The following is a 25,899-nucleotide window of genomic DNA, read 5'->3' on the forward strand; positions in this document are numbered from 1 at the left end:
CAAGTCAAAGCCGCCTTCTAAGAAGGCGGATTCTTTACTTGTTCAAATTTAATTAAGTTGCGATTAATGCTATTCGTCAATAGCAGTCCGGTGGTGGGATTGCTATCATGAACATTCTTCTGCGTGTGTTGGGAATCTAAAAAGGTAGAAATGGATGAGTCTTAAAATTAGAACCGCTATTGTTGCTGTGCTGGCGGCTGCCAGCCTGATGTTGGCTGGATGTGCAACCACTCAGTCTCCCTTAGAGAACCACAATGATGTTGAAGGTAAGTTAGTCGTTGCCCCAGTAATGCCCGATTATAAAGTCGAAGTGACGTTGGCGAAACTCAATGAGATTTTATCCGCCGTCGAGTTAACCAATGAACAAAGGGCGCGTTTTCACTATGACCGTGGTGTGATTTATGACAGTGTAGGGTTAAGGCTGTTGGCGCGTATTGATTTTATGCAAGCGTTGAAGCTCCAGCCCGATCTGGCCGATGCTTATAATTTCCTTGGAATTTATTACACCCAAGAAGGCGATTACGACAGTGCCTATGAGGCCTTCGATGGCGTATTAGAACTCTCCCCTAATTATGATTATGCCTATTTAAATCGTGGTATCGCGCTCTATTATGGCGATCGCAATGATCTTGCGGTAAAGGATATGCAAGCCTTTTATGCCGGCGATAATAAAGATGGTTACCGTGCATTGTGGTTGTATTTGATCCAATCAAAAGACAATGTGACCGAAGCCAAGCGTCAATTACAGGAACACCGCCAGGGCCTCGAAGCCGATGCTTGGTCAACCGTTATCGTTGACCACTATCTTGGTTTAAAAAGCCGTGATGACGTATTTGCCGCGGCAAAATCGGGGCTGACTCATCCAAAAGAATATGCCGAGCGTTTATGTGAGGCCTATTTCTATTTAGCCAAAATGGCGATAGAGACTAAGCAATATCAGGATGCCGCAAACTATTTACGCCTTGCACTGGCGACTAATATCTATGATTTTGTCGAACACAGATATGCACGCATCGAACTGGCAAAAGTTAAAGGCTTGCTAGAAGAAGCAAAATAACCTGCACACTCCCGAGTTCATCTCGGGCTTTGCCTAGCCAAGAGAGCAGTGAGGCGCTATAATTTGCGCCTTTTTAGCGATACGAGTGCATAGGTTAAATGTCAGACAATAAAGTAGAGGTCGATAAACGTCGCACCTTCGCGATTATATCGCACCCCGACGCGGGTAAAACCACCATTACCGAAAAAGTGCTGTTATTCGGAAACGCTTTGCAGAAAGCGGGAACGGTTAAAGGCAAAAAATCGGGCCAGCATGCTAAGTCTGACTGGATGGAAATGGAGAAGGATCGTGGTATTTCTATTACTACGTCTGTGATGCAATTCCCCTACGGTGGCGCCCTCGTTAACCTACTCGACACGCCTGGTCACGAAGATTTCTCGGAAGATACCTATCGTACGCTGACTGCTGTTGACTCCTGCCTGATGGTCATCGACTCCGCGAAGGGTGTTGAAGATCGCACCATCAAGTTGATGGAAGTTACCCGTCTGCGTGATACGCCGATCGTGACCTTTATGAACAAACTCGACCGCGATATCCGTGATCCTATCGATCTGATGGATGAAGTCGAAAACGTACTGAATATCGCCTGTGCACCTATTACTTGGCCTATAGGCAGTGGTAAAGAATTCAAAGGTATTTACCACATACTGCGTGATGAAGTGGTGCTTTATCAAGGTGGTATGGGACACACTATTCAAGAACGTCGTGTGATTAAAGGCATTAATAATCCCGATCTTGAGAAAGCGATTGGCAGTTATGCCGCTGATTTACGTGATGAAATGGAATTAGTGCGCGGCGCATCGAATGAGTTCGACCACGCGGCTTTCTTGAAAGGCGAGTTGACACCCGTGTTCTTCGGTACGGCATTAGGTAACTTCGGTGTGGATCATATTCTTGACGGTATCGTCGAGTGGGCGCCTAAACCATTACCGCGCGAAAGTGATGTCCGGACGATCATGCCCGATGAAGAGAAGTTCACCGGTTTCGTGTTTAAAATTCAAGCTAACATGGATCCAAAACACAGGGACCGTGTGGCCTTTATGCGTGTCTGTTCTGGCCGTTACGAGCAAGGCATGAAAATGCACCATGTTCGAATTGGTAAGGATGTTAACGTCAGCGATGCATTGACCTTTATGGCGGGCGACCGTGAGCGCGCCGAAGTGGCTTATCCTGGCGATATCATTGGTTTACATAACCATGGCACTATTCGTATTGGTGATACTTTCACCCAAGGTGAAAAGTTCCGTTTCACAGGTGTGCCTAACTTTGCGCCGGAAATGTTCCGCCGTATTCGTTTGCGCGATCCGCTTAAACAAAAGCAATTGCTGAAAGGTTTAGTACAGTTATCTGAAGAAGGTGCTGTGCAGGTCTTCCGTCCATTAGACACCAACGATTTGATCGTGGGCGCTGTGGGTGTGCTGCAGTTTGAAGTGGTAGTTGGCCGTTTAAAGAGTGAATACAACGTCGAAGCCATTTACGAAGGTATTAGCGTTTCTACCGCTCGCTGGGTTTATTGTAAGGATGAGCGTAAGCTAGAAGAGTTCCGCCGTAAGTGCAGCCAAAACTTGGCCCTCGATGGTGGTGATAACTTAACTTATATTGCGCCAACTATGGTTAACCTTAATCTTTCGATGGAAAGATACCCTGATATAGAGTTTGCGAAAACCCGCGAGCATTAATTTGGGTTGGTTTGCAGTAGTGTTTAAATGGCGGTCTATTACCGCCATTTTTGTATCTAATTTACGGTTTGGGATGCTGATATGGCTAATTGGATCACAAAATCATGGCAAGCTTACATTCGATGGTGCGATAAAATGGAGCTTACTCCTGAAAATCGCCGTTGTTGCATGCCTCGCCTTGAAGATCCGCCGCTCACGCCAAAGTGCTCGACTAAAGCGTCTAGTTTACCAATCGCATCCAAACCAGCATTAAAACCTGAGCGCAAGCCCGATGATGAGTGAGGTATTGGCCTATGTTAGATACCCACGCGCATCTAGATTTTCCTGAGTTTGATGCAGACCGTGAGCAAGTGGTTCAGCGTATGCATCAAGCTGGGATCAGTAATCTGATTATCCCTGGCGTTTCCCCCGACCACTGGCAAAAACAACTCGCCGTTGCACAGCAATATCAAGCCTATTTTGCATTAGGCATCCATCCTTGGTTTTGCCCAGAGGATGTTGATGCTGGGATCTTGGCATTAACATCTCAAGTGACTTCGTTGCTCGAATGTCCTCGTTTTGTTGCTATTGGTGAATGTGGCTTAGATGCGCTTTATCCCTCAACTTGGTCGCGGCAGTTAGCATTTTTTGAGGCGCAACTGGCGTTAGCGAAATCCGTTAATCTGCCGGTTATTGTCCATAGTGTGAAAACCCATGCCGAGGTTTTGGCCTGTTTGAAAAAGCATCAATTGTCTAGAGGTGGCGTGATACATGCTTTTTCTGGCAGTGTTGAGATTGCACAAGAATATATCAAATTGGGTTTTAAGCTCGGGATTGGTGGTTTGATTATGAACCCCAACGCCAAAAAATTGCTCAAAACAGTCGCTGAATTATCGCTCGAAAACTTCCTACTTGAGACTGATTCTCCCGCCATGACGCCGTTAAATGTTACTGAAAAACGTAACCAACCCGCCAATGCTGCGCTTTTTATCGACAAAATTGCAACTTTGCAAAAAAAATCAAGTGTTCTAATATCAGAACACTTGATGTTGAATGCAGTGCAACTGTTTGACCTTTAGTTGTTTTTAATTAAACAGGTGTAGGTCGCATTAGCATTCTTCACTAAGCGATTGAAATTAAACTCCAAAAATTTGATCAAAACGACGATTTTCGACTTTGCCTCGGGTATAATCTGACTCGGAAATAGGTTGATTAACAACATAATTAAAAAGTGTTAACAATAGGGTGATGGTTAATGAATATATTGATGAGTTTAGTAGGGGTGGTCGTCCTACTTGCGATAGGTTTCCTCCTATCGAATAACAAAAAAGCAATTAATCTGCGTACAGTGGGTGGCGCTTTAGCTATCCAGGCCGCCTTCGGTGGTTTTGTTTTGTACGTTCCTGTCGGTAAAGATATTCTGAAAAGTGTATCTGACGCCGTCTCTAGCGTAATTGGCTATGCACAAAACGGTATTGGCTTCCTGTTTGGCGATTTAGCTAACTTCAAACTTGGCTTTATCTTCGCGGTAAACGTATTGCCAGTTATCGTGTTCTTCTCTTCTTTGATCGCCGTTCTGTACTACTTAGGCATCATGCAGTGGATCATCCGTATTATCGGTGGTGGTCTGCAAAAAGCATTAGGCACAAGCCGTACTGAATCTATGTCAGCGACAGCTAACATCTTCGTGGGTCAGACTGAAGCGCCGTTAGTGGTTCGTCCATTTATTCCAACTATGACGCAATCTGAATTATTTGCGATCATGGTCGGTGGTTTAGCTTCAATCGCAGGTTCAGTACTGGCTGGTTACGCGCAAATGGGCGTGCCTATTGAGTACTTAGTTGCTGCGTCATTTATGGCGGCACCAGGTGGTCTATTAATGGCTAAACTGATGCACCCAGAGACTGAAGTCGCTAAAAACGATATGGATGAGCTGCCAGAAGATCCTGATAAGCCAGCTAACGTGTTAGACGCTGCTGCTGCGGGTGCTTCATCTGGTATGCACTTAGCACTAAACGTAGGTGCCATGCTGTTAGCCTTCGTTGGTTTGATTGCGATGATCAACGGTATTATCGGTGGTGTGGGCGGTTGGTTTGGTGTTGAAGGTTTAACACTGGAACTGATCCTAGGTTATGTGTTCATGCCTTTAGCCTTCCTAATCGGTGTGCCTTGGAACGAAGCTTTAGTTGCTGGTTCTTTCATCGGTCAAAAGATCATTGTTAACGAATTCGTTGCTTACCTAAACTTTGCTCCATACTTAAAAGACATTGCCGATGGCGGTATGGTCGTTGCTGAAACCGGTTTAGCCATGACAGACAGAACTAAGGCGATTGTTTCGTTTGCTCTGTGTGGTTTCGCTAACTTGTCTTCAATTGCGATTCTGCTTGGTGGTTTAGGTGCTATGGCTCCTAACCGTCGCCATGATTTAGCAAGAATGGGTATTCGTGCGGTTATCGCCGGCTCACTCGCTAACTTAATGAGCGCCACAATTGCGGGTCTGTTCTTAGCTATTTAAGTTAAGACGCTCGAGGGGGTAACCCCACTAACTAGGTCCTGGCTATGCAGGGCGGGACCTAAGTTAATTCAACCATTTTCCAGTAGTGATTCCTGTAGTGAATAGTTTCTCCGATAGCATTGACCAGAATACAAGGAAACTCGATTTGTTATTCTGTTCATATGTCGTGAATGCACGGTTAAGTTAATTAATCGTGATAAAGAAGTCGCGACTTTGTTCACAATTAAGAATTTTGTGTTCGTGATTTTGCGCTAGATTATTGAGATTTTTTTTAATCTAGGTAGAATGCGAGCGCCACAAAAAGAACGCTACCCTCGATGGTAGCAAACAAGATAAATGGGGTTGATGATGAAAAATGTTAAAACTTTAGCTTTAGCCGCTACAGCAGTAGCTGCAATCTCTGGCAACGCATTTGCCGCTGACCGTTCTGACCTGCACGGTTCAGACTACAAGTGGATGCAGTTCAACGCTATGTACTCTGTCGGTGAAAAACCTGATAACCCAGCTACTGGCGACCAACACAACTACTTAGAAATGGAATTCGGCGGCCGTTCTGGCATTTTCGATCTCTATGGTTATGTTGACATATTCAACTTAGCAAACGAGAACACCAAAGACGGTGACAAGAACCCAGGTTCTGGCACCAGCAAACTGTTCATGAAGTTTGCACCACGTGTATCTATCGATGCATTAACTGGCAAAGATTTATCTTTTGGCCCAGTACAAGAAGTTTACTTCTCTACTCTGTTCAACTGGGACGGTCTGAACGGTGAAGGCGTTAACTCTACATTCTGGGGTGTTGGTGCTGACGTAAACGTGCCTTGGTTAGGCAAAACAGGTATGAACCTGTACGGTTTCTACGACATGAACGCGAAAGAGTGGAACGGTTACCAATTCTCTGCTAACTGGTTCAAGCCTTTCTACTTCTTCGACAACAAGAGCTTCCTGTCATTCCAAGGTTACATCGATTACCAATTCGGTGCTGACGAAGACAAGACTGCTTTCGTACCAAAAACCTCTGACGGTGGTAACATCTTCTTCGGTCTATACTGGCACTCAGATCGTTATGCTCTGGGCTATGGCCTGAAAGGCTTTAAAGACGTTTACCTGTTAGAAGATGGTGCAGGTGCTCTAGCTCTAGAATCAACAGGTTGGTCACACTACCTGTCAGCTACTTACAAGTTCTAATCACTTGTAATAGCCGTTGGAGCCGCAATCTGCGGCTCCACATTTAATCTGCCATAAATCTTTATCTAAACTTATTTAGAATGCTGGGCAGTGAGTTTATATAAAGGTTTGTGTTTTTCTCGCGCTAAAACGGATTTTTCGCGGAAAAGTAGGAACAAGGTCTTACTCGTATCCTCTCTTCCGGTCTTCAAGGATTCAAGTCGTGATCACTTATAGTCAATTTAAGTGTCAGGATGCGTATGTGTTATGCATAGGCAAGATTGAATACCTAATAACAAAGTAATTTACCTAGGTAAGTTACTCGGCATCGCCTGAAGGCCCGGCCATATAAAAATAATCAAAAATAATGCCACCTCTAAGCCTTGCTTTTAAGAGACTGATTTCTATTTATTTAATTTTTCTTTTGGAGAGCTATTATGACTGATTTAAAAAAAGCAGCACAACGCGCCATCGAGTTAATGGACTTAACCACATTGAATGATGACGACACAGATCAGAAAGTGATCGATCTGTGCCATAAGGCGAAAACCGCCGCAGGTAATACCGCCGCTATCTGTATTTATCCGCGTTTTATCCCTATCGCACGTAAAACCTTAGATGAAATTGGCGCCGAAGATATTCAAATCGCTACTGTGACTAACTTCCCCCACGGCAATGATGATATTGCGATTGCTGTGCTCGAAACCCGCGCCGCAGTCGCCTATGGCGCCGATGAAGTCGACGTGGTTTTCCCATACCGCGCGCTGATGGAAGGTAACGAAACCATAGGTTTTGAATTAGTTAAAGCCTGTAAAGAAGCCTGTGGTGAAGTTTTACTGAAAGTGATTATCGAATCTGGCGTATTAGCCGATCCAGCGCTTATTCGCCGTGCATCTGAGCTTTCAATCGACGCTGGTGCTGATTTTATCAAAACCTCTACGGGTAAAGTACCTGTTAACGCTACCCTAGAAGCGGCCGAAATTATGCTGACTGTGATCAGCGAGAGGAACCCTAAGGTCGGCTTTAAGCCTGCTGGCGGCGTGCGTGATGCTGCCCAAGCTGCAGAGTTCTTAGGGGTTGCCGAACGTATTCTGGGTGCTGACTGGGTGTCTCCACGTACCTTTAGATTTGGGGCTTCAAGCTTACTCAACAGCTTGTTACACACCTTAGAATTAGCCGATGCGCCTAAGCCTACTCAAGGCTATTAATCACAGATTAATACAAAAACGGTATATCGAATCTAATTAAGTGTGACCTAAATCTAGTTGAAAACATCAGAACTTCGATAGCATGTGTTTGTAATATTGCTACAGTTTTGATGTTTCATTGCAAAGATAAATGCCAGACTTTGGATTTGGCTTTTATCTTGGAGGCAGTATCATGTTTCTAGCTCAAGAAATTATTCGTAAGAAACGTAATGGTTTAGCGTTAAGTTCTGAAGAGATACAGTTCTTTGTTAAGGGCATAACCACCAATGCCGTGTCTGAAGGTCAGATCGCCGCACTCGGGATGGCAGTGTACTTTAATGACATGAATATGGATGAAAGAATCGCGTTAACGATTGCAATGCGCGATTCGGGCACAGTGCTTAACTGGCAATCCTTAGGCCTTAACGGACCAGTAATCGACAAGCACAGTACTGGCGGTGTCGGTGATGTTATCAGCCTGATGCTCGGCCCTATGGCTGCGGCTTGTGGTGGTTACGTGCCGATGATTTCAGGCCGCGGCCTAGGTCATACCGGTGGCACCTTAGATAAGTTTGATGCTATTCCGGGTTATCAGACCGAGCCTTCAAGCGAATTATTCCGCAAAGTCGTTAAAGACGTCGGTGTGGCCATTATCGGTCAAACGGGCGATCTGGTTCCCGCCGATAAGCGCTTCTATTCCATCCGTGACAATACCGCCACCGTCGAATCCATCTCCCTTATTACCGCCTCTATTCTTTCTAAGAAATTAGCTTGTAGCTTAGATGCGCTGGCGATGGACGTAAAAGTTGGTAGTGGCGCCTTTATGCCAACCTATGAAGCCTCCGAAGAATTAGCCCGCAGTATCGCGGCGGTGGCTAATGGTGCTGGCACTAAAACCACGGCCTTGCTCACCGATATGAATCAAGTGCTTGCATCCTGTGCGGGTAACGCGGTTGAAGTAAAAGAAGCCATCGATTTCTTAACCGGTGCTTACCGTAATCCTCGCCTATACGCAGTGACTATGGGTCTATGTGCCGAGATGTTGCTCCTAGGTGGTCTTGCGACCGATGAAGCCGATGCCCGTGCGAAATTGAACCGCGCGCTAGATAACGGCCGTGCTGCCGAGATCTTTGGCAAGATGGTTTCTGGCCTGGGTGGTCCTGTCGATTTTGTTGAAAACTACAGTAAATATCTGCCGCAGTCGCAAATTATTCGTCCAGTGTTTGCCGATACTCAAGGCTTTGCCCACAGTATGGATACCCGCGAGCTAGGCTTAGCCGTGGTGACATTAGGTGGCGGCCGCCGTAAACCCGGCGATGCACTAGACTATAGTGTTGGCCTGACTCAAGTATGCGCCCTTGGTGACAAAATTGACTCATCAACACCGATTGCCGTGATCCATGCGCAATCTGAAGCCGCCTTTGCCGAAGCGGAAAATGCCGTTAAAAAAGCGATTCACATTGGTGAAACCGCCCCTGAAAAAACACCTGAGATCTATGCTTACATTCGTGCATCGGATCTTTAAGGAAGTATTATGAAACGTACAATTATTATGATGTTGGACTCCTTTGGTATTGGCGCAGCCGCCGATGCCGCCAAGTTTGGGGATATAGGATCTGACACTTTTGGTCATATCGCAAAAGCTTGCGCCGAAGGCAAAGCCGACATCGGCCGTGAAGGGCCACTTAAGTTACCTAATTTAGCTCGCCTCGGCCTAGGCCATGCGGCGATGGAAAGCACGGGTGCCTTTGCACCTGGGTTTGGTGAAAACGTTCAACTGATTGGCGCCTATGGTCATGCCCAAGAATTAAGTTCGGGTAAAGATACCCCGAGCGGTCACTGGGAAATGGCGGGTGTGCCCGTGTTATTCGAATGGGGCTATTTCAGCGAGCATCAAAATTCATTTCCGAAAGAACTGACGGATAAGATTTTAGCCCGTGCGGGACTCGATGGCTTTTTAGGGAATTGTCATGCCTCTGGCACTACGATTCTGGAGGAATTGGGCGAAGAACATATGCGTTCTGGCAAGCCTATTTTCTATACCTCGGCTGACTCAGTGTTTCAAATCGCCTGCCACGAAGGCACTTTTGGTTTAGAAAACCTCTATCGTCTTTGCGAAATTGCCCGTGAAGAGTTAGAGCCTTACAACATAGGTCGGGTGATTGCCCGTCCATTTGATGGTACAGGCCCAAGTGACTTTGCCCGTACTGGCAACCGTAAGGATTACTCCCTTGAGCCGCCAGCAAAAACCGTGTTAGATAAGCTCAAGGAGGCCGGTGGCGAAGTGGTGAGTGTAGGTAAGATTGCTGACATTTACGCTTACTGCGGTATCACTAAGAAAGTGAAGGCGAACGGCCTTGAAGCCTTATTCGATGCGACCTTAGCCGAAGTTAAATCCGCTGGCGATAACACTATAGTGTTTACTAACTTCGTCGATTTTGATTCCCACTATGGCCACCGCCGTGACGTGGCGGGCTATGCTAAGGGGCTGGAGTATTTTGATGCCCGCTTGCCTGAAATGCTGGCCTTACTGGGTGAAGACGATCTGCTGATTTTAACCGCGGATCACGGCTGTGACCCAACGTGGCAAGGCACTGATCATACCCGCGAGTATGTGCCTGTACTTGCCTATGGCGCAGGCTTAAAGGCCGGAACGCTTGGCCGCCGTAATAGTTTTGCCGATATAGGTCAATCAATTGCGAGTCATTTTAAGCTCGAGCCAATGGCCTATGGCGAGTCGTTTATTTAATTAAACGCGCTGGATATCAATTTGGCGGCTGAAATTGGGCCGCCAGTAAACAAAGACTTAAGTCTTAATAAAATAAACAGGGGTTATTTCGATGGCAACACCACACATTAATGCTGTAGAGGGCGCATTCGCTGAGACGGTTCTGTTTCCTGGCGATCCATTACGTGCAAAATATATTGCTGAAACGTTCTTAGAAAATGTTGAGCAAGTGACTGATGTTCGAAACATGCTAGGTTTTACTGGTACTTATAAAGGCAAACGTATTTCGGTAATGGGTTCTGGCATGGGTATTCCTTCATGCTCAATCTATGCAACTGAATTAATTAAAGATTACGGCGTTAAGAACCTGATCCGTGTAGGTACTTGTGGCGCGATCAGCACAGACGTTAAAGTGCGCGATGTGATCATCGGCATGGGCGCTTGTACCGATTCTCAAGTGAACCGTTTACGTTTTAAAGGCCAAGATTTCGCTGCAATCGCGAACTATGAGCTGATGAATGCCGTGATTGAATCTGCCAAAGTTAAAGGCACTAAGATCCGCGTGGGTAACGTATTCTCTGCCGATTTATTCTACACTCCCGATCCACAAATGTTTGACGTGATGGAAAAAATGGGTGTGTTAGGGGTAGAAATGGAAGCCGCCGGTTTATACGGTGTTGCCCATGAGTTTGGTGCCCGCGCCCTGTGCGTTGTGACCGTATCTGATCATATCCGCACTGGTGAAAAAACCACTGCTGAAGAACGTCAAACGACCTTCAATGACATGATTATTATGACATTAGAAGCGGCGATTACCCTGTAATTCATTGTAATTGTTGCTTGGGTTAAAAAGGGTTCGCATTGCGAACCCTTTTTTATGGGTCATTGTCTCGTCGCCGAGATTGCGAAGCTTGATGGATTTAGCCCGTGGAGTCCGTATCGAGATCGCTGGGTTGGGCAGGGCTTTTCTCTGCACTGGTTTTTGCTTGATTTTTAACGCGGCGGATCGTTTTTACTTTGGGTTTTAATTCTGATTTAGTGGGCTTAATAGCGTTTTTAGAAAGATTAAGCTCTTGTTCTGGCTTTATTTTGTCGCCACTCTTCTCCTCTGGCTTAGGTTGATCTTCAGTCTTAGGTTGAGGATTAGTCAAGTTTATCTCTGTATTAGCCTTAGCACCCTCTGCGACTTTGTCCTCTATATTTTTAGAGGCATCTAATACGGCGAATTCTGCCTCAGCCGCTTCAGTCTGTTTGGTCTTGTTATTTTTCTTGGGATTTTGACGTAATTTAACCCGGGTACGACGGCGGTCAAAATCGGCACGTTTAAAGGAAAGAGCCCGGGATAACAGCATGCCAATCAAGCCCGCGACCAGCAGCATGATTTGCTGTTGCTCCATATTCAGGTTGTGGGCTTCTTTAATTTCATTAAAAAACAGTTTGGTATCGAGTCTGACCTCAACATAACCTAGGTTCTTACCCTCTTGGATAACAGGCTCAACATAGGGCGGATATTTGCTGAGTAGCAGGTTCATTTCTTCGGAGTCAGGATCGGTTCCCTCTTTGGTAATACTTTGGGCAAAGGAGAGCCTAATGCCTTGGTCACTGAATATGGCCGCTGAGATCACCTTAGGATCTTCGACTAGCGCACTGGCTAACCATTGCAGCTGCTCATCATTTTGCAACTGCAGCGCGGGCGCCGCACTATAGGCGGTTTGCTGTACCAGTAATCTTGCCATCTTTTGCGTTTGGGACTTTAGAAGCAGTTGACCTTGTAGTAGGCTTGTTTCCCACAATTGCACTAAGCCCACCATCAAGGTCAAAGCGATGGCGATTTGGAGCAGTCTACTGATTTTATGGCTTTTCTTAAGCCCTTTAAGATATAACACTTCGACCCTTAACATTTAACACGCTTGCCTAATCATAATTGATTATGCGTGAGCCCGATAGTTGGAGAACACCCGTCCTATGGAAAGCTTGAACCCAGATGCCTTATTTGTATGGTTAGCTGCTAGCCCCACGCCACGGTTTGAATACCAAGGGCATGCCTTTGAAACTTATCAAGAGTCAGTGGGTACGCCAGCGGGTTCTCTCTTTCGTATGCGACTAATTTATGACGATATTAGGGTTGAAAGTGCACTCTCGGCTTGGATGCTTTCCCTCGCTAAAACACTTGGGCTTGACGTTATTTATATCGCGCCCATTCGCCGCCAAGTGGCTTTGCACTGTATCGAGCTCGCTTTGCCCCTTGAACCTAGCCGCGAGCTGCTAGCGACTTTCCCCAATGATTTAGCCGAGTATCATCTGATTAGGCAGGCATTGCCTAAGCTGAGTGCACCTGGGTTATTGGTCATGGATATGGATTCAACCGCGATTCAAATTGAATGTATTGATGAATTAGCGGCAATGGCGGGGGTTGGTGAGCAGGTGGCTGCGATTACAGAGCGTGCCATGTTGGGGGAGTTGGATTTTGAGCAGAGCTTACGCCAACGCGTTGCTCAACTTAAGGGGGCCGATGCCAGTATTATCGAGAACCTATGTGAGCGTCTGCCTTTGATGTCTGGTCTTGAACCTATGCTTGCCGAGCTTAAGTCGCACCATTGGCGCTTAGTGGTTGCTTCGGGTGGCTTCACGCCTTTTGTCGGCCATTTGAAGCAGTTATTAAGCTTAGATGCGGCCTTTGCCAATGAGTTAGTGATTACTGACGGACGCCTCGTTGGTGAGGTCACGGGAAAGGTGGTCGATGCCCAATTTAAGGCCGATGTGGTAGCGGCCTGCAGTGCCGATTGGCAGATTCCACCGGGACAAAGAGTGGCCATTGGCGATGGTGCCAATGATATTCCTATGGTTCAAGCGGCGGACTTTGGCATTGCCTTTCATGCTAAACCTAAGTTAGCCGCCGCGGCTGATGCGAATATTCGTCGACTCGATTTACGGGTCCTGCCTTATTTACTGCAGTATTAGACGGTTTTTCAAGGTGATAAACCGCTTAGGCCAAATCGAGTTAGAGTAATGACTCTTGTTTTTTGAATCCGAGCTGGTAGTTTAGTCTGACTTGATGAACTACCAGTGACTTACTTTGACTCAGCACGCCTCGGTTTCGACCATTTCACAGTCTTCGCTTTACTTACCTTACCGTGACGGGCATTTGCACCTGCGTCAGTTACTGCCTGCTAACCCAGATTTTTCTAAAACGCCGATATTGATGCTCCACGGCGCTATGTCTAACGGACGGGTGTTTTATAGTCAAAGCGGGCGGGGCCTTGGCTGCTTTCTCGCTCGGGCTGGGTTTATTGTTTATGTGCTCGATACCGCTGGCCGGGGCTTGAGCCTGCCTAAGATCAACCGAGATTTTACCCTAGGGCAGGGCGAGGTCATTCGTGAGCAGCTCCCCTTAGTGCAGCAATTTATTCTGGATTTGCATCAACAAACTTGCCAAGTAGCTAACACCGTCGCGCCGTCTAAGGTGCATTGGTGCGCCCATTCCTGGGGCGGCGTACTTATGGCGAGCAGCTTAGCGCGCTATCCGCAACTGCAGCAGAGTGTTCGCTCACTGCTCACCTTCGGCAGTAAGCGCACTATTCGAGTTAAATCCGTTAAAAAGTGGTTGATGGTCGATCTGTTTTGGAATCGACTCGCACCTGGTTTAGCCATAGGTCAAGGGTATCTCGCCGCCGATAAATTGCGCTTAGGTATGGATAACGAGAGCCGCGCGTCCTTGAACCAAAGCATAGATTGGGTGCGGGGGGAGTGGCGCGATCACGATGATGGGTTCGATTATGCAAAGGCGGCTAAAACGGCTAACTGGCCAGCGGCTTGGTTTTTTGCGGGGCAAAACGATACAGTGCTCGGGCATCCCGAAGATGTCGCCGATATGGTGCACGAATGTGGATTCGAGCAAGTGAAGTTAACTTTGCTATCTAAGGCGAATGGCTTTAAACACGATTACGGACATGGAGATATGCTGACCCACTTGGATGCGGCAGGCGATCATTTTTTGCAGATCCTTGACTGGTATTTAGCCTTTGATCTTTGCGTTCTCAGGGATTAGGGCTGCGGATTTTCAGTTTGTGCTCGCTAGGCTGGCTTTTGATGTAATGCGGGATACCTAAGTTCCACTTCTTGGGTGATATCGAGTAGCTCACCGACACCTATGATCCGCCAAAGCTGCTCTTCTAACTGCTTTGCTCTATGGTTGGCGTGGACATTAATGTATTCAAGTTCGCGGCGCAGATAACTGATATCGGGTTTTTCCGTTGCCCCGCGGTAAATGCGCAGGGCGATAAAACGGCCCGCCATTTTACTCTGGCTAATAAATGCCACTTGAGCTTTTGCATCCCCAATCTCACTCGCGGAGACACACTTCAAATGGATCTGCCCACGGGATTGACGGGTCAGCTGAATAAATACCTCAATAAAATCCATATCCTGCTGGGGTTTCATTTGACGTATGGGTTCAAGGATCTCCCGTTTGAAGAAACCATCCTTAAGTAGCGGTGCTAAATTGTATTGCAGCGCATCAGAAGTGCCTGCTGCAAAAATATCGCTGATCTCATCCCGTTGAGTGCCGACGCCAAGGCAGGCAACTTGGGCTGATTTTGTGGTTTTCTCGACAAAGTAGGGCACAGAATGGAGATCACGCAGCAAAATATTTTTTAAGCCGTCGGCAAGCTCTTTGACTTCACTATTATTTTCAGTCAATTGCTCTAACTTTTCTTTATTATGGGCAATCAGTTTATTTAAAAACTCGACCCCAACATGGGGGGTATGACCCATCACAGCGGTTAAGTGTAAGGTCACGCCATTTTTACGGGTGCGCACTAGACGATAGGGCAGATGGTCGAGTTGCGTTTTACCTGCGATAGTTTGTAGCTTTGGCAAGCTGAGCATTAAAGGCTTGTTGGATGAAAATGCGGTTGGATTATCTAAGGTTAACTGCATCCCTCGGCTAGAAATATCTAAGGTAATGCCGCTGGCCCTGAGTTCGCCTTGGGAGAGATTGACTAAGGTTTTAAAGGCGAAACGCGCCTCTTGTCTGCGCTCACTAAACTGCATTGAAATCGGTTTAATGGTATGAGCCGTCAGCCGTTGTTGACCAAAGGCTTTCAGGGCGTTTGCATTGCTGTTATCCTGCCAGGCTTTATAGGTTAGCCTCGCATCTTCATTTGTTATATCAATCAGTTGCATTACATGACTAAACTGGGACAATTGCTGCTCGACCAGTGGGCTGTATTTAGTTTCATCCCCCGGTAACGTGGCGCGGCGGTATCCCTTTTCATGATAGATTTTATCTTGGATAAGTTTGAAAATGCGCCAGCTGGGTTTAGTGGATGCAAAACCTAAAAATAACGGCATTAACCCTTTCGCTTTGAGTTCGGCTAAGGTGGCGGAGTAAAAATACAAACAGCCCTGCGCGTTATAGGTAAAACTAAAAAAAAGTCCATGGTCTGGATTGTTTGGATGGGCGAGCAGCGCCGATAAACGTGCCTGAGTGAGCATAGCGGGAAGCTGGCTGACATCATTTTCATCCTGAAAATAATGGACTATTTGCTGGTTATCGCGGCTCAGCAGCATATGGCTTACCGTCTGCGTCTGCTGGTTTAGATATAAGGGCAAGTGTGGCAAATGTGGCAGATAATGGCGCTCAAATCCTAGGCCCGATGCTGTGACTAACACATCGTTGATATCTAATTTGTAACGTAATTTGTAGCCACGAATTAAATTGCCAAGCATTTCACCTAGGGCATCGGTGCCACTAATGCGTTTAAGTCTTAGCCAAATATATTCCCCATTGAGTTGACTATCGACGATTTCGTAGTCGACCCCCTGTTGTAAATCGGGGTAATAATATTCTTCACTGAGCTCAAGGAGCTTCACTTTGAGCGGTTTATCGAGGTCGAAGGGATGATTAGCCGCGAGTCGAATGCGGGCGCCGCCAATGGACAGATCCACTGTGATCCCTGGGATTTCCCCTCGGCCCATTTGTGAGGCCGTAATACGTATGCTGTAATTCATCCGTTCTTCGGCGCGATTAAAATAACTGCCGAAGACGACTCCCGGCACCATAAATGGTTCGGATTCGATACTGTCGGCCTGTGGCGTTCCTTGGCGTAATTTTTGTCTGCGCTGCTGATGGGCTGTAAGCACGTATTCATACACGCCTAAAGTGTACTGATTACGGTATAAGGACATAGCCTCAAATAGGCTACGTTTTGCGGGCTCATCTAAAAAGTGGCGCTGTTGGCCGAGCATGACTTCAGTGCAGGGAAGTTCAGACTTATCCCTAAGATCGATAACCCGCGTGCAGGGCGAGGCTAAGCGATTCAATTCCATTTTCAGTAGAAAACGGGTCGAATTGCTTTCGTCAGTCGTTAGCTGCTGGAAAATCTCATGGAAGTTAGGTTCCATAAGCAGCGGCTTGAGCTGTTCTATGAGTGCACTGTGGTTATCTAAACTCATATAGGGTTCTTTTTAATGCTTATTTTGTATTGGACTGTTAGTCTAATGTCGGCAGTATTCACAGTTACTTAAATGAGTTACTTAAATTTATTTTATACAGATTTTAATGAGTTATGGCAAAGAATAAAACCGCGTACGTATGTAATGAGTGTGGGCAAGACTTTCCCCGGTGGCAAGGGCAGTGTAGTGCTTGTCAGGAGTGGAATACGATAACTGAGGTAAGGCTCGGTGCGGCTTCTCCTGGGCGCGGTGCTAAGTTCGTCGGCTATGCCGGCGCCAGTAGCAGTGAAGTCAAAACCTTAGATCAAATTGATCTCAATGCGCTGCCGCGGATCTTGAGCCATTTTGGCGAACTCGATCGCGTGCTCGGTGGCGGTATTGTGCCGGGGTCGGCCATTCTGATTGGCGGTCACCCTGGCGCGGGTAAGAGTACGCTTTTATTGCAAACTCTATGTCATCTTGCGGAGCAAATGCCTGCGCTGTATGTCACGGGTGAGGAGTCATTGCAGCAGGTGGCTATGCGTGCCCATCGCCTTGGTTTGCCGACCAATAAATTGCGCATGTTATCAGAAACCAGCGTTGAACAAATCTGCGAAGTGGCCCTTAAAGAATTACCTAAAGTGATAGTGGTCGATTCGATTCAAGTGATGCATATGAGTGATGTCGCATCGAGCCCTGGCAGTGTGTCACAGGTGCGTGAATCCGCCTCTTATCTAACCCGTTTTGCGAAGGAAAATGGGATTGCGGTGATTATGGTTGGCCATGTGACTAAGGATGGTAGCCTCGCCGGACCTAAGGTGCTGGAGCATTGCATCGACTGCTCTGTGATGTTTGAAGGAGATAGCGATAGCCGCTACCGTACTTTACGTTCCCATAAGAACCGTTTCGGGGCGATCAATGAGTTAGGTGTATTCGCCATGACCGAACGCGGCCTTAAAGAAGTCGCCAATCCCTCTGCCATTTTTTTATCCCGCGGTGAAGAAGAGTCTTCGGGCTCTTTGGTGATGGTGGTGTGGGAGGGCACTCGGCCATTACTGGTCGAATTGCAAGTGCTGGTGGATAACTCGGCCATGTCTAACCCGCGCCGCGTAGCTGTGGGGATGGATGCTAACCGTTTAGCTATGTTGCTTGCCGTGATGCACCGCCACGGCGGTTTACAGATGTCGGATCAGGATGTATTTGTGAACGTGGTGGGCGGGGTAAAAGTGACTGAGACCAGCGCCGACTTAACCCTATTGCTGGCGATGGTGTCGAGTTTTCGTGGCGATATTCTACCCAGCGATTTAGTCGCCTTTGGGGAAGTCGGTTTATCCGGTGAAATTCGCCCTGTGCCCAATGGCCAAGAACGATTAGTCGAAGCTGCCAAACATGGTTTTAAGCGGGCAATCGTACCTAAGGCGAACGTCCCGAAAAAGCCACCACTGGGTATGGAAGTCATTGGCGTGTCAAAATTATCCGAAGCGTTAGAGGCGATTTAGCTTATAGGCGTTAGCAAAAATTAGACGCTAATAAATCCACACGAGCGGGATAAACGCTAGAAATCAAAACAGCGCCATTAGGCGCTGTTTGTGTTTGTGAGCGAGTGTCTTAATCAGCGGTGTTGTGTTTTTCGATAAACAACATAAGCTCGCGATTCAGCAAGGAGGCATCACCTAAGTTAAGCTCCACCATACGTTTTAGGTGGCTGATGCTGTCAACGTCGATAAAGCTACATTTTAGGCCTAATTGGCCATTCCTATGGTGGACTAACTCAGTTTCCATTTTTAGCTCAATATCGGAGCCTGGGAGAGTACAGCTCAGGGTAATAGGTTGATCTGTGCCGGTGAAATGCTCAGGTTCTTCAACTAATGCGCCATTAAGGCTGAGGTCGAGGATGGTTGTTTGCCACTGCTCGTTACCTTGTTGCAAAGATGCGCTAGCAGCGAATAAAATCCGCGAAAACTTGCGTCTCTCGTCCATAACCGATCCTTTTTCTTTCATAGTCTGCCAACATGAGCTTCATTCGTAGTGGTAAGCATAAGTCATATTCATATGTCTGTAAAAGCTCGGCAAATTATTGTGTGGCACTGTGTGCCCTTGAATAATGTTTAGGTCGTTTTTTGAACAACTGATTTCGCATTTTTTGGCTAATGATTTATCAAAGTGTTGGTGATGTCTTAGCTATCTTGGGGCGTTTACAGTATTATCCGCGGCCAACAACGGCTGCGTTTGCATGGTTGAAGATAGTTTAACTAGGCAAAGCATCACTGCTTGCAGATCATGGATTTTTCCCGCAGTAGGAAAATGATGTGGATCTCTCACCTAAATCCGGTGGATTTGGGGCTCTAATCTGCCGCAGCCAGCGTCGCCATCCTGCTTAGTGTGGATGGTATCGACCCTATTTTAAGAGATCACAAGGTATAACAATATTATGTCTGAGCAATTGAGTTCAACTGCCGTACCCTCAGGTTCATTTCTGGACCAGTATTTTTCAATAAAACAACGTGGTAGCACGGTTCGCCAAGAAGTGATTGCGGGATTAACGACTTTCCTCGCTATGGTCTACTCGGTGATTGTGGTGCCTAACATGCTAGGCCAGGCGGGATTCGACCCCGCTGCGGTATTTATCGCGACCTGTTTAATTGCCGCTTTTGGTTCTTTGCTTATGGGTTTGTGGGCCAACTTACCTATGGCAATTGGCTGCGCCATTTCACTCACCGCTTTTACGGCCTTTAGCTTAGTGCTAGGTCAAGGCATGTCGATTCCTGTCACTCTGGGCGCTATCTTCCTGATGGGCGTGACCTTTACACTCGTGAGTGTGACGGGTATTCGTCAATGGGTACTGGCTAATTTACCTAAGGGTATTGCCCACGGTACTGGCATAGGTATCGGCTTGTTTTTACTCTTGATTGCCACTAACAGTGTGCAGTTGATTGTGGCGAATGATGCCGGCCTACCAGTGAAGTTAGGCGACATTAACAGCTTACCCGTTATCGCAACTGTTATCGGTTTAGCGGCGACAATCGGCTTAGAGCGCCGTGGTGTTCCTGGTGGGATTTTGCTGGTGATTATCGCGCTATCGGTATTTGGTTTAGTGTTCGATCCGAGTGTCAAATATCAAGGTTTGTTTGCCTTTCCCGATTTGACTTCAGAGCATTCGCTCATAGGCCAACTCGATATTATGGGCGCCTTTAACCCCGTGGTATTGCCTATCGTATTAGCCCTCGTTATGACGGCGATTTTCGATGCGACCGGCACCATCCGTGCCGTGGCTGGTCAGGCTAATCTGCTCGATAAGGATGACAATATTGTTGGCGGCGGTAAAGCCTTAACCTCAGACTCTGTCAGCAGCATGTTTGCGGGTTTAGTGGGCGGCGCTCCTGCGGCGGTATATATCGAATCGGCGGCGGGCACAGCGGCGGGCGGCAAAACAGGGTTAACGGCGACTATCGTTGGCGTACTGTTTTTATTGATGATGTTCCTCGCGCCGCTAAGCTATTTAGTGCCAGCCTATGCCACTGCACCAGCATTAATGTATGTCGGCCTATTGATGCTAAGCAATGTGGCAAAACTTGATTTTAACGATAAAGTCGATGCCATGGCGGGGCTAACCTGCGCCGTATTTATTATCTTAAGTTGTAATATCGTCACAGGTATTATGCTCGGCTTTGTGACTCTGGTCGTTGGGCGTATTTGCAGCGGCGAATGGCGTAAACTTAAGGTTGGCGTACTGGCTATTACCTTAGGTTTAGTAGTGTTTTATATGGGCGGCTGGGCGATCTAGTTCCAAGCCTTCTGGTATAAAGCAAAAGCGAGTGCAAACTTAAGGTTAGCACTCGCTGTCTTCTATCGCGCGGTGTTCGCTGTAGGCGCGTAATAGATCCTTCCAAGTCACTATACCGACTAATTCCCCCTGCTCTAAAACGGGTAAACAGCCAATATTATGCTCGAGCAAAATACGGGTCGCCGTATCTAAATTGATATGGGACGCTATGGTGACGGGATTACGCGTCATCACTTGATGCACACGTTTTTGCAGGGTTTCAAGATCTTTTACCGTTTCAGCACTGCTGCCTAGGTTAGGGCTGATAGCGCGCAGTAAATCTCGCTCCGATAGCACACCTTCCAGTTTGCGTTCATCCACAACAAGTAAATGATGAAAGTTCGCCTGATCGAAAATTTCTTTAGCGACAGAGAGGCGATCGTCCATTTCGACAGTGACCACACGGGTACTCATAATATCGGCGATAATGATCGTCATGATACTCTCCCTGTTATTGCAACATGTTCTGTTAATACGCTGTATTACAGTTACTTATAACAGAGTGATGTTTAATTAGCCAACCCATTCTCATAAAGTATTAGCTTAAACGGGTTTAAGGGCGAGTCGAAGGGTTTTTGGTTAATCCGCTTCGTTGTCATCTTCTTCCTGCGCTATTGGTCTGCACTCAGCGGGTAAATGTGTGCCAATATAGCGTTGGTACTTTTTTCCTTTTAATTTATGGGTATCAACCAAGACTAAGCCATCGATACAATCGCCAAAATCGGCGTCGATACCAAAGGCGAGAAACTTCACCCCATCTGTTTTACAGAGTTCACCATATTGCTTGTAGAGTGTCGGTACTGCGGCGCCCATACTGGCAAGCATTTGTTTTAGCTGTTTGAAATTACTTTGATAATCCTCACCCGAGTACAGACTATTGAGCTGCTTGGTACGCTGTGGTGATAACCCAAAGGGTGACATGGAAACCGCCATCTGCTGCGCAGGGGCAAATTCCCGTGAGTAAAAGTGCACTAGCATTTCCCGTGCGCTGCCGGGGAGTTGGTTGCTGATGGACACAGGACCAAAGAGGTAGCGGTATTCAGGATGTTTGGCGAGAAAGGCACCAATACCATACCAGAGGTAATCTAAGCTGCGTTTACCCCAATATTTGGGCTGCACAAAACTGCGGCCGAGTTCTAAGCCTTGTTTCACAAAGGGCATAAAGCTGTCTGTGTATTGAAACAGGGATTGGCTGTAGAGGGCATTATCGCCGTATTTCGCTAACACTTGGTCGCCACTGACAAATCGATAGGCGCCGACGATTTCAAACTGCGCTTTATCCCACAACACTAAATGCTGGTAGTAGGAATCGTATTTGTCGATATCGCGGCGTTTGCCTGTGCCTTCGCCGACGGCGCGAAAGGCGATTTCCCGCAGGCGACCAATTTCCCGCATGATGGGATTACTGTCGTGGTGTTGGTATAGATAAATCAACTTGTTATCTTGTGTTTCCCCAAGGAGTTCACATTGTTGCAGCGCCGCTTGCAGTTCACGGCGCGACTCGGGATGGGCGATAGCGTTCTGAGTGATAAACAGCGGATCTTTATCTTTACCTATGCGATACAAATGATTTTTAAGCAGTTTAATCTTGGTCTTGAGGGGGAAATCCATCGAGCGCACGGCTTCGTTCGGGATCAGTTCGCCAATACGGATTGGCATATTGCGTTTGGCCTGTTTGAACATTTCCTTCACCAACAGTAGCGTGGCGAGTGGCTTGTAAATCATAGAGGCGCCGTAGAAGGCCGCGGAATTTTTGGCATCTAAAAATATCGGTAAGAGTGGCGCATTACAGGATATTGCCATCTTTAAAAAGCCCGAGTGCCATTGGGTATCCCGCACGCCATTAGGACGCAGACGGGAGACTTCCCCCGAGGGGAAAATCAGCACAGCGCCTTCGTTACGCAGGTGCTGGTGGATTTTCTCTAAATGCTGTTTTGGTGTGCCGCCCGTCATATTGCGTACTGGCAGTAGGATTGAGTGCAGCGGTTCCAGTGCCATCAGGAGTTCGTTGGCGACGACTTTGATATCTGGGCGTATTTCGCTGATAAGCTTGATGAGCGCTAAACCATCGAGTGAACCTATGGGATGGTTGGCGAATATCACCACTCGGCCCTCGCAGGGAATATTTTCTATCTCGTTGGCGGGCACGGTAAAGCTAAAGTCGAAACTCGCCAGCACTTGCTCGACAAAGTCCACGCCCTGTAAATAGGCATATTGATTGGCGATATCGTTGCATTGTTTTTCATTGAGTAGGTAACGCAGCATGGCTTTTGCAGGTTTAGCGAGCCAAGGTTTGTCGTTGATAGAAGGTAGATTCTGTTCAACCACATCATCGACGGTAAAAATCATACTATTCGCCTTAATAGCAGTAGACTGCGCGTTATGGGTGTTATCGCTAAGGTTGCTGCTTAGCATCTGTTCATTGTGTGTCATAGCAATATCTAATTGATTTATAGTGTTATCTTTTTGATTCATAGTGTTAGGCAACATCCCTTGGGCGAGTTTCGCTGGTATTTGTGTTTGGCATTGGCTGCTTTGCCGCTGTTTGTTGTTGGTTTTTGTGCGTCTCAGGCGGTTGTTGTACTAACGCTATGCTGCTGAGGATATCGAGCTTGAGCGTCTGTTCATTCCAGCGGCAAAGCTGTAATTCACCGCTTAAGGTTTCTGTGATTAAGCTGCAGTTTTCGACCCAATCACCGTCGTTGGCGTAGATGATCTGCCGCCTATCGGGCGTGCTGTGTTGGGCACTGATTGGGTGTATTGAGAGTTCGGGTTGGTGGATATGGCCGCAGATCACGCCATCGACATCAAAATGTTGGGCATAGTTGAGCACCGCTTGACGATAATGTCCGATTGCGGTTTGAGCCTTACCCACTTTAGATTTGACGTAACTTGCCAGTGACCAATAGGGATAACCTAAGCATTCCCGTAGGCTGTGGAGATTGCGATTAAGGAACAGTAATAAGTCATATAAATGGTCGCCCAATAGGGCATAGAAGCGGCCGACACAGACATCGGCATCGAACTGATCCCCGTGGAGCATCAAGAGTTTATGGCCGCCAACGCCCTGATGAATATGTTGGCGAGCAATTTTAATGTTCCACAGGCTGAGCTCGGCGTAGGGTTTAATCAGTTCGTCGTGGTTGCCCGGCAGATAAATCACTTGGGCGCCGTTTTGTGCCAGTTCGATGATCTTTTGTAGCACCTTATTATGGCTATCTGGCCAGTGCAGCTTACGTTTCAGCGCCCATAAATCGACTATGTCACCAACCAGATACAAGTGCTGGCAGCGCACGGTTTCAAGCAAACTGAGCAGGTAGTCGGCCTTGCAATCTTTACAGCCTAAATGGATATCCGACAGCCAGAGGGCGTTAACTGTGGTGGTCTTGGTGGGAATCGAAGTCGATGCGGATGGGACAAAAGAGGCTGGATTAAATCGGTTTGAGGGTGTTAGTGCAGATGTCGGAACTGATGTCGGTGATTGCGTCGAGCGGTTAAAGATAGGAGGTGGAAAGTTGGGGTTATTTATTTCTCCCCGCGCTGTTGCTTCAAGTTCCTTGAAATTACATCCTGTCATCTCGTATTCACCCCATTAGGCTGTTAACGAATATGAGCTTAGTGAGGGGCTTTGACTGAATGATGAAGTTTAGATGACATACAGATGACAAAAGGTGGATTAGCCTGGACTTAAGCTGTCAAGATTTACATCAGATGCAATGAGATCCGACAGGGAGATTTAACTCACTTCTGCCCCCGTTCCGTGTTTCGGCTCGTTAGCTCAATCGAAAATTCCTACACCTGCTGCCATACAAGTTCTTATCTATTTGCCTATGTTTGGCCTTACCAGAAATCGACTAACAATGTATGGGTATACAGTCGTATTTAAATTTAGATGCTTTTGAGTGTTTTTACACTCATTAGTTTGCGCGTTTATCCAGCTTAAATTTTATAAAACCTGATCTAACCCACGATAATTCAGAGCCTATTTCACGATAAATACCGAGATTAGATAAAGAAGGCCAAAATTAAATTGGCTCGTTTTGGGATGATTTAACCAGAATTACAGGGTAAATGGGGGGGCGACCTCAATATAGCTTAATCGTCTTTCGTAAGCCAGAATTTGATCCCTAAGCCCAAGTTTAATGCTGTACCTAAAGCGAGTATTGGATATCCGAGCATCGATAGTAAACTTCCAAAGGCATTTGCTAAAACATACTCACTCAGATTGATGAAGTATAACCCCACTACCATTGCAATGATGTTCATTACAAGACTCACTATCATACCAAAGCGCCTTGACTGTCGTTGGCGTTCCAATTGCTCTTTGTATTCAAAATATTGGGCAACTGGGCGGTCGCAGTTCCAACACTTATCTGAGTTAAACCAAGTTTGCTGTCCGCAATGAAATGGGCAATCAACTACGTTGGGATCATTCGGTAAAAAATGTGGGCGTCTTTTGTCAATAATAACAGAGCCTTGGACTCCAGAAATCTGGATGTTATTGTTCCCAAACTCAATCTTCTGTTTCACCATACATTTTCTCTAATTTAGAACGTAAATGCATAACCCAATTGCGGAATTCATTATCATCCATATCCACGCGAGAAAGCTTACCCGTAACCTGAGCCATAACATTCTTTCTCTTTTCTTGGGACCAACCGAGTTGTTCAACAAAATTCTTTTCATCGGCGTACAAATACTCTCTAGATTTTTGAAAACCTTCCCCTTTGTATGCCCGTTTAACTCTGCCTAACTGGGTATTGTCTAACCGCCCCTGTAACCACTGTAAAACCTCATCTGCTCGATGTTCATCCCACAAATAAATCTGCGGCCAATCTTCGTTTTTTAAACCAAATGCTTTTGCTAATTCACCATGTATAACGCCGTACCTAAATTTACTCCCCATTCTTTTTTTACGATATTCTTCAATTTGCTTAATTAACGTAGTGATACGATTTTTCAGGGCAATATTAGCTCCGATAGTTCCAGGTGTCGGTGATAGTTTTGGTTTCGGAGCCTTGCCAGCAACCTCATAGATATTGTTTGTAACTGAGGAGTTTACAATCGTCTGTTTGTTGTTATTTCCTTTTATGTACTGACTACCTACCTGACCACTTGAAGACTGCTCATTACCATCCCCAATTATTTTTTGAGAAGTCTTTCGCCTAGTCTTCTTTGGCTTTGGTTGTTCTTGCTCAGGCGCATCCTCAACTGCATTTAGCAGTGAATCCCATGCACTTTTGAATGCATCTTTTGGGGATACTTCAGCCTCAATAGTTTTCTTCGCTCTAAAGTCCACGTATGTTATTTTTTCAGCCAAGTAACACCT

Annotated in this window: 22 protein-coding genes; 14 read left to right on the forward strand and 8 right to left on the reverse strand. The window is 46.6% G+C overall.

Features of this window, described 5'->3' with window-relative positions; translation table 11 throughout:
• Positions 1-154: 154 nt before the first annotated feature.
• The 10 genes from nlpI (at position 155) to deoD (ending at position 11,135) form a co-directional block, all read left to right on the forward strand.
• Entirely contained in the window at positions 155-1,057 is a 903-nt protein-coding gene (gene nlpI / locus MJO46_RS17280) for a lipoprotein NlpI (RefSeq protein ID WP_253990383.1), read from the forward strand.
• A 98-nt stretch (positions 1,058-1,155) separates the two neighbouring features.
• Complete coding sequence (gene prfC, locus MJO46_RS17285) at positions 1,156-2,736, forward strand: peptide chain release factor 3 (protein WP_253990384.1); 1,581 nt, start codon at positions 1,156-1,158, stop codon at positions 2,734-2,736.
• A gap of 81 nt (positions 2,737-2,817) precedes the next feature.
• Positions 2,818-3,018, forward strand: a complete 201-nt coding sequence (locus MJO46_RS20015) for a hypothetical protein (RefSeq protein WP_367880939.1) — start codon at positions 2,818-2,820, stop codon at positions 3,016-3,018.
• An 11-nt stretch (positions 3,019-3,029) separates the two neighbouring features.
• The gene (locus tag MJO46_RS17290; RefSeq protein ID WP_253990385.1) at positions 3,030-3,794 is read left to right on the forward strand and encodes a TatD family hydrolase; all 765 of its coding nucleotides are present in this window, start codon (positions 3,030-3,032) and stop codon (positions 3,792-3,794) included.
• A gap of 176 nt (positions 3,795-3,970) precedes the next feature.
• The gene (locus MJO46_RS17295; RefSeq protein ID WP_253990386.1) at positions 3,971-5,230 is read left to right on the forward strand and encodes a NupC/NupG family nucleoside CNT transporter; all 1,260 of its coding nucleotides are present in this window, start codon (positions 3,971-3,973) and stop codon (positions 5,228-5,230) included.
• A 348-nt stretch (positions 5,231-5,578) separates the two neighbouring features.
• Positions 5,579-6,418, forward strand: a complete 840-nt coding sequence (locus MJO46_RS17300; protein ID WP_253990387.1) for an outer membrane protein OmpK — start codon at positions 5,579-5,581, stop codon at positions 6,416-6,418.
• A 416-nt stretch (positions 6,419-6,834) separates the two neighbouring features.
• A complete protein-coding gene (gene deoC / locus MJO46_RS17305) occupies positions 6,835-7,605 on the forward strand; it encodes a deoxyribose-phosphate aldolase (RefSeq protein ID WP_253990388.1) in 771 nt (256 codons plus the stop codon).
• Positions 7,606-7,777: 172 nt separating this feature from the next.
• Positions 7,778-9,109, forward strand: a complete 1,332-nt coding sequence (gene deoA / locus MJO46_RS17310) for a thymidine phosphorylase (protein ID WP_253990389.1) — start codon at positions 7,778-7,780, stop codon at positions 9,107-9,109.
• Between the two features lie 9 nt (positions 9,110-9,118).
• A complete protein-coding gene (locus tag MJO46_RS17315; RefSeq protein WP_253990390.1) occupies positions 9,119-10,333 on the forward strand; it encodes a phosphopentomutase in 1,215 nt (404 codons plus the stop codon).
• Between the two features lie 91 nt (positions 10,334-10,424).
• Positions 10,425-11,135 carry a purine-nucleoside phosphorylase gene (gene deoD, locus MJO46_RS17320; RefSeq protein WP_198780753.1) on the forward strand — a complete coding sequence of 237 codons (711 nt, stop codon included), beginning with the start codon at positions 10,425-10,427 and terminating at the stop codon, positions 11,133-11,135.
• 97 nt (positions 11,136-11,232) lie between these two features.
• Here the strand turns inward: deoD and MJO46_RS17325 are convergent, their stop codons facing one another.
• Entirely contained in the window at positions 11,233-12,213 is a 981-nt protein-coding gene (locus MJO46_RS17325; protein ID WP_253990391.1) for a YtjB family periplasmic protein, read from the reverse strand.
• A 64-nt stretch (positions 12,214-12,277) separates the two neighbouring features.
• Here MJO46_RS17325 and serB point away from each other — a divergent pair, with 64 nt between their 5' ends.
• Together serB and MJO46_RS17335 are read left to right on the forward strand one after the other, a co-directional pair.
• Positions 12,278-13,273, forward strand: a complete 996-nt coding sequence (gene serB, locus MJO46_RS17330; protein WP_253990392.1) for a phosphoserine phosphatase SerB — start codon at positions 12,278-12,280, stop codon at positions 13,271-13,273.
• A gap of 115 nt (positions 13,274-13,388) precedes the next feature.
• A complete protein-coding gene (locus MJO46_RS17335) occupies positions 13,389-14,360 on the forward strand; it encodes an alpha/beta fold hydrolase (protein WP_253990393.1) in 972 nt (323 codons plus the stop codon).
• A gap of 26 nt (positions 14,361-14,386) precedes the next feature.
• Here MJO46_RS17335 and MJO46_RS17340 read toward each other — a convergent pair whose 3' ends face one another.
• Entirely contained in the window at positions 14,387-16,768 is a 2,382-nt protein-coding gene (locus tag MJO46_RS17340) for a PilZ domain-containing protein (RefSeq protein WP_253990394.1), read from the reverse strand.
• A gap of 113 nt (positions 16,769-16,881) precedes the next feature.
• On the opposite strand from MJO46_RS17340, the gene radA reads away from it, so the two are divergent.
• Entirely contained in the window at positions 16,882-18,246 is a 1,365-nt protein-coding gene (gene radA, locus MJO46_RS17345; protein WP_253990395.1) for a DNA repair protein RadA, read from the forward strand.
• Positions 18,247-18,355: 109 nt separating this feature from the next.
• Here the strand turns inward: radA and MJO46_RS17350 are convergent, their stop codons facing one another.
• Positions 18,356-18,727 (reverse strand): PilZ domain-containing protein, encoded by a 372-nt coding sequence (locus MJO46_RS17350; RefSeq protein WP_253990396.1) that lies wholly within the window; start codon positions 18,725-18,727, stop codon positions 18,356-18,358.
• A gap of 451 nt (positions 18,728-19,178) precedes the next feature.
• On the opposite strand from MJO46_RS17350, the gene MJO46_RS17355 reads away from it, so the two are divergent.
• Positions 19,179-20,531, forward strand: coding sequence for an NCS2 family permease (locus MJO46_RS17355; protein ID WP_253990397.1), 1,353 nt, complete (start codon positions 19,179-19,181; stop codon positions 20,529-20,531).
• A gap of 45 nt (positions 20,532-20,576) precedes the next feature.
• Here MJO46_RS17355 and MJO46_RS17360 read toward each other — a convergent pair whose 3' ends face one another.
• The 5 genes from MJO46_RS17360 to MJO46_RS17380 form a co-directional block, all read right to left on the reverse strand.
• Positions 20,577-21,008 carry a CBS domain-containing protein gene (locus tag MJO46_RS17360; RefSeq protein ID WP_253990398.1) on the reverse strand — a complete coding sequence of 144 codons (432 nt, stop codon included), beginning with the start codon at positions 21,006-21,008 and terminating at the stop codon, positions 20,577-20,579.
• A gap of 141 nt (positions 21,009-21,149) precedes the next feature.
• A complete protein-coding gene (locus tag MJO46_RS17365; RefSeq protein WP_253990399.1) occupies positions 21,150-23,045 on the reverse strand; it encodes a GNAT family N-acyltransferase in 1,896 nt (631 codons plus the stop codon).
• A gap of 4 nt (positions 23,046-23,049) precedes the next feature.
• A complete protein-coding gene (locus MJO46_RS17370; protein WP_253990400.1) occupies positions 23,050-24,147 on the reverse strand; it encodes a UDP-2,3-diacylglucosamine diphosphatase in 1,098 nt (365 codons plus the stop codon).
• Positions 24,148-24,665: 518 nt separating this feature from the next.
• Positions 24,666-25,103, reverse strand: a complete 438-nt coding sequence (locus MJO46_RS17375) for a hypothetical protein (protein ID WP_253990401.1) — start codon at positions 25,101-25,103, stop codon at positions 24,666-24,668.
• The gene (locus tag MJO46_RS17380; RefSeq protein ID WP_253990402.1) at positions 25,084-25,890 is read right to left on the reverse strand and encodes a hypothetical protein; all 807 of its coding nucleotides are present in this window, start codon (positions 25,888-25,890) and stop codon (positions 25,084-25,086) included. The genes MJO46_RS17375 and MJO46_RS17380 overlap by 20 nt, the downstream gene beginning before the upstream one ends.
• Between the last annotated feature and the right edge of the window lie 9 nt (positions 25,891-25,899).

This window comes from Shewanella sp. KJ2020, assembly GCF_024197625.1.
GTDB lineage: Bacteria > Pseudomonadota > Gammaproteobacteria > Enterobacterales > Shewanellaceae > Shewanella.

Bases quoted from the DNA above. Each gene is read 5' to 3' on its own strand.
- nlpI (WP_253990383.1), top strand. From the start codon at position 155: ATGAGTCTTAAAATTAGAACCGCTATTGTTGCTGTGCTGGCGGCTGCC.
- prfC (WP_253990384.1), top strand. From the start codon at position 1,156: ATGTCAGACAATAAAGTAGAGGTCGATAAACGTCGCACCTTCGCGATT.
- MJO46_RS20015 (WP_367880939.1), top strand. From the start codon at position 2,818: ATGGCTAATTGGATCACAAAATCATGGCAAGCTTACATTCGATGGTGC.
- MJO46_RS17290 (WP_253990385.1), top strand. From the start codon at position 3,030: ATGTTAGATACCCACGCGCATCTAGATTTTCCTGAGTTTGATGCAGAC.
- MJO46_RS17295 (WP_253990386.1), top strand. From the start codon at position 3,971: ATGAATATATTGATGAGTTTAGTAGGGGTGGTCGTCCTACTTGCGATA.
- MJO46_RS17300 (WP_253990387.1), top strand. From the start codon at position 5,579: ATGAAAAATGTTAAAACTTTAGCTTTAGCCGCTACAGCAGTAGCTGCA.
- deoC (WP_253990388.1), top strand. From the start codon at position 6,835: ATGACTGATTTAAAAAAAGCAGCACAACGCGCCATCGAGTTAATGGAC.
- deoA (WP_253990389.1), top strand. From the start codon at position 7,778: ATGTTTCTAGCTCAAGAAATTATTCGTAAGAAACGTAATGGTTTAGCG.
- MJO46_RS17315 (WP_253990390.1), top strand. From the start codon at position 9,119: ATGAAACGTACAATTATTATGATGTTGGACTCCTTTGGTATTGGCGCA.
- deoD (WP_198780753.1), top strand. From the start codon at position 10,425: ATGGCAACACCACACATTAATGCTGTAGAGGGCGCATTCGCTGAGACG.
- MJO46_RS17325 (WP_253990391.1), bottom strand. From the start codon at position 12,213: ATGTTAAGGGTCGAAGTGTTATATCTTAAAGGGCTTAAGAAAAGCCAT.
- serB (WP_253990392.1), top strand. From the start codon at position 12,278: ATGGAAAGCTTGAACCCAGATGCCTTATTTGTATGGTTAGCTGCTAGC.
- MJO46_RS17340 (WP_253990394.1), bottom strand. From the start codon at position 16,768: ATGAGTTTAGATAACCACAGTGCACTCATAGAACAGCTCAAGCCGCTG.
- radA (WP_253990395.1), top strand. From the start codon at position 16,882: ATGGCAAAGAATAAAACCGCGTACGTATGTAATGAGTGTGGGCAAGAC.
- MJO46_RS17350 (WP_253990396.1), bottom strand. From the start codon at position 18,727: ATGGACGAGAGACGCAAGTTTTCGCGGATTTTATTCGCTGCTAGCGCA.
- MJO46_RS17355 (WP_253990397.1), top strand. From the start codon at position 19,179: ATGTCTGAGCAATTGAGTTCAACTGCCGTACCCTCAGGTTCATTTCTG.
- MJO46_RS17360 (WP_253990398.1), bottom strand. From the start codon at position 21,008: ATGACGATCATTATCGCCGATATTATGAGTACCCGTGTGGTCACTGTC.
- MJO46_RS17365 (WP_253990399.1), bottom strand. From the start codon at position 23,045: ATGAATCAAAAAGATAACACTATAAATCAATTAGATATTGCTATGACA.
- MJO46_RS17370 (WP_253990400.1), bottom strand. From the start codon at position 24,147: ATGACAGGATGTAATTTCAAGGAACTTGAAGCAACAGCGCGGGGAGAA.
- MJO46_RS17375 (WP_253990401.1), bottom strand. From the start codon at position 25,103: ATGGTGAAACAGAAGATTGAGTTTGGGAACAATAACATCCAGATTTCT.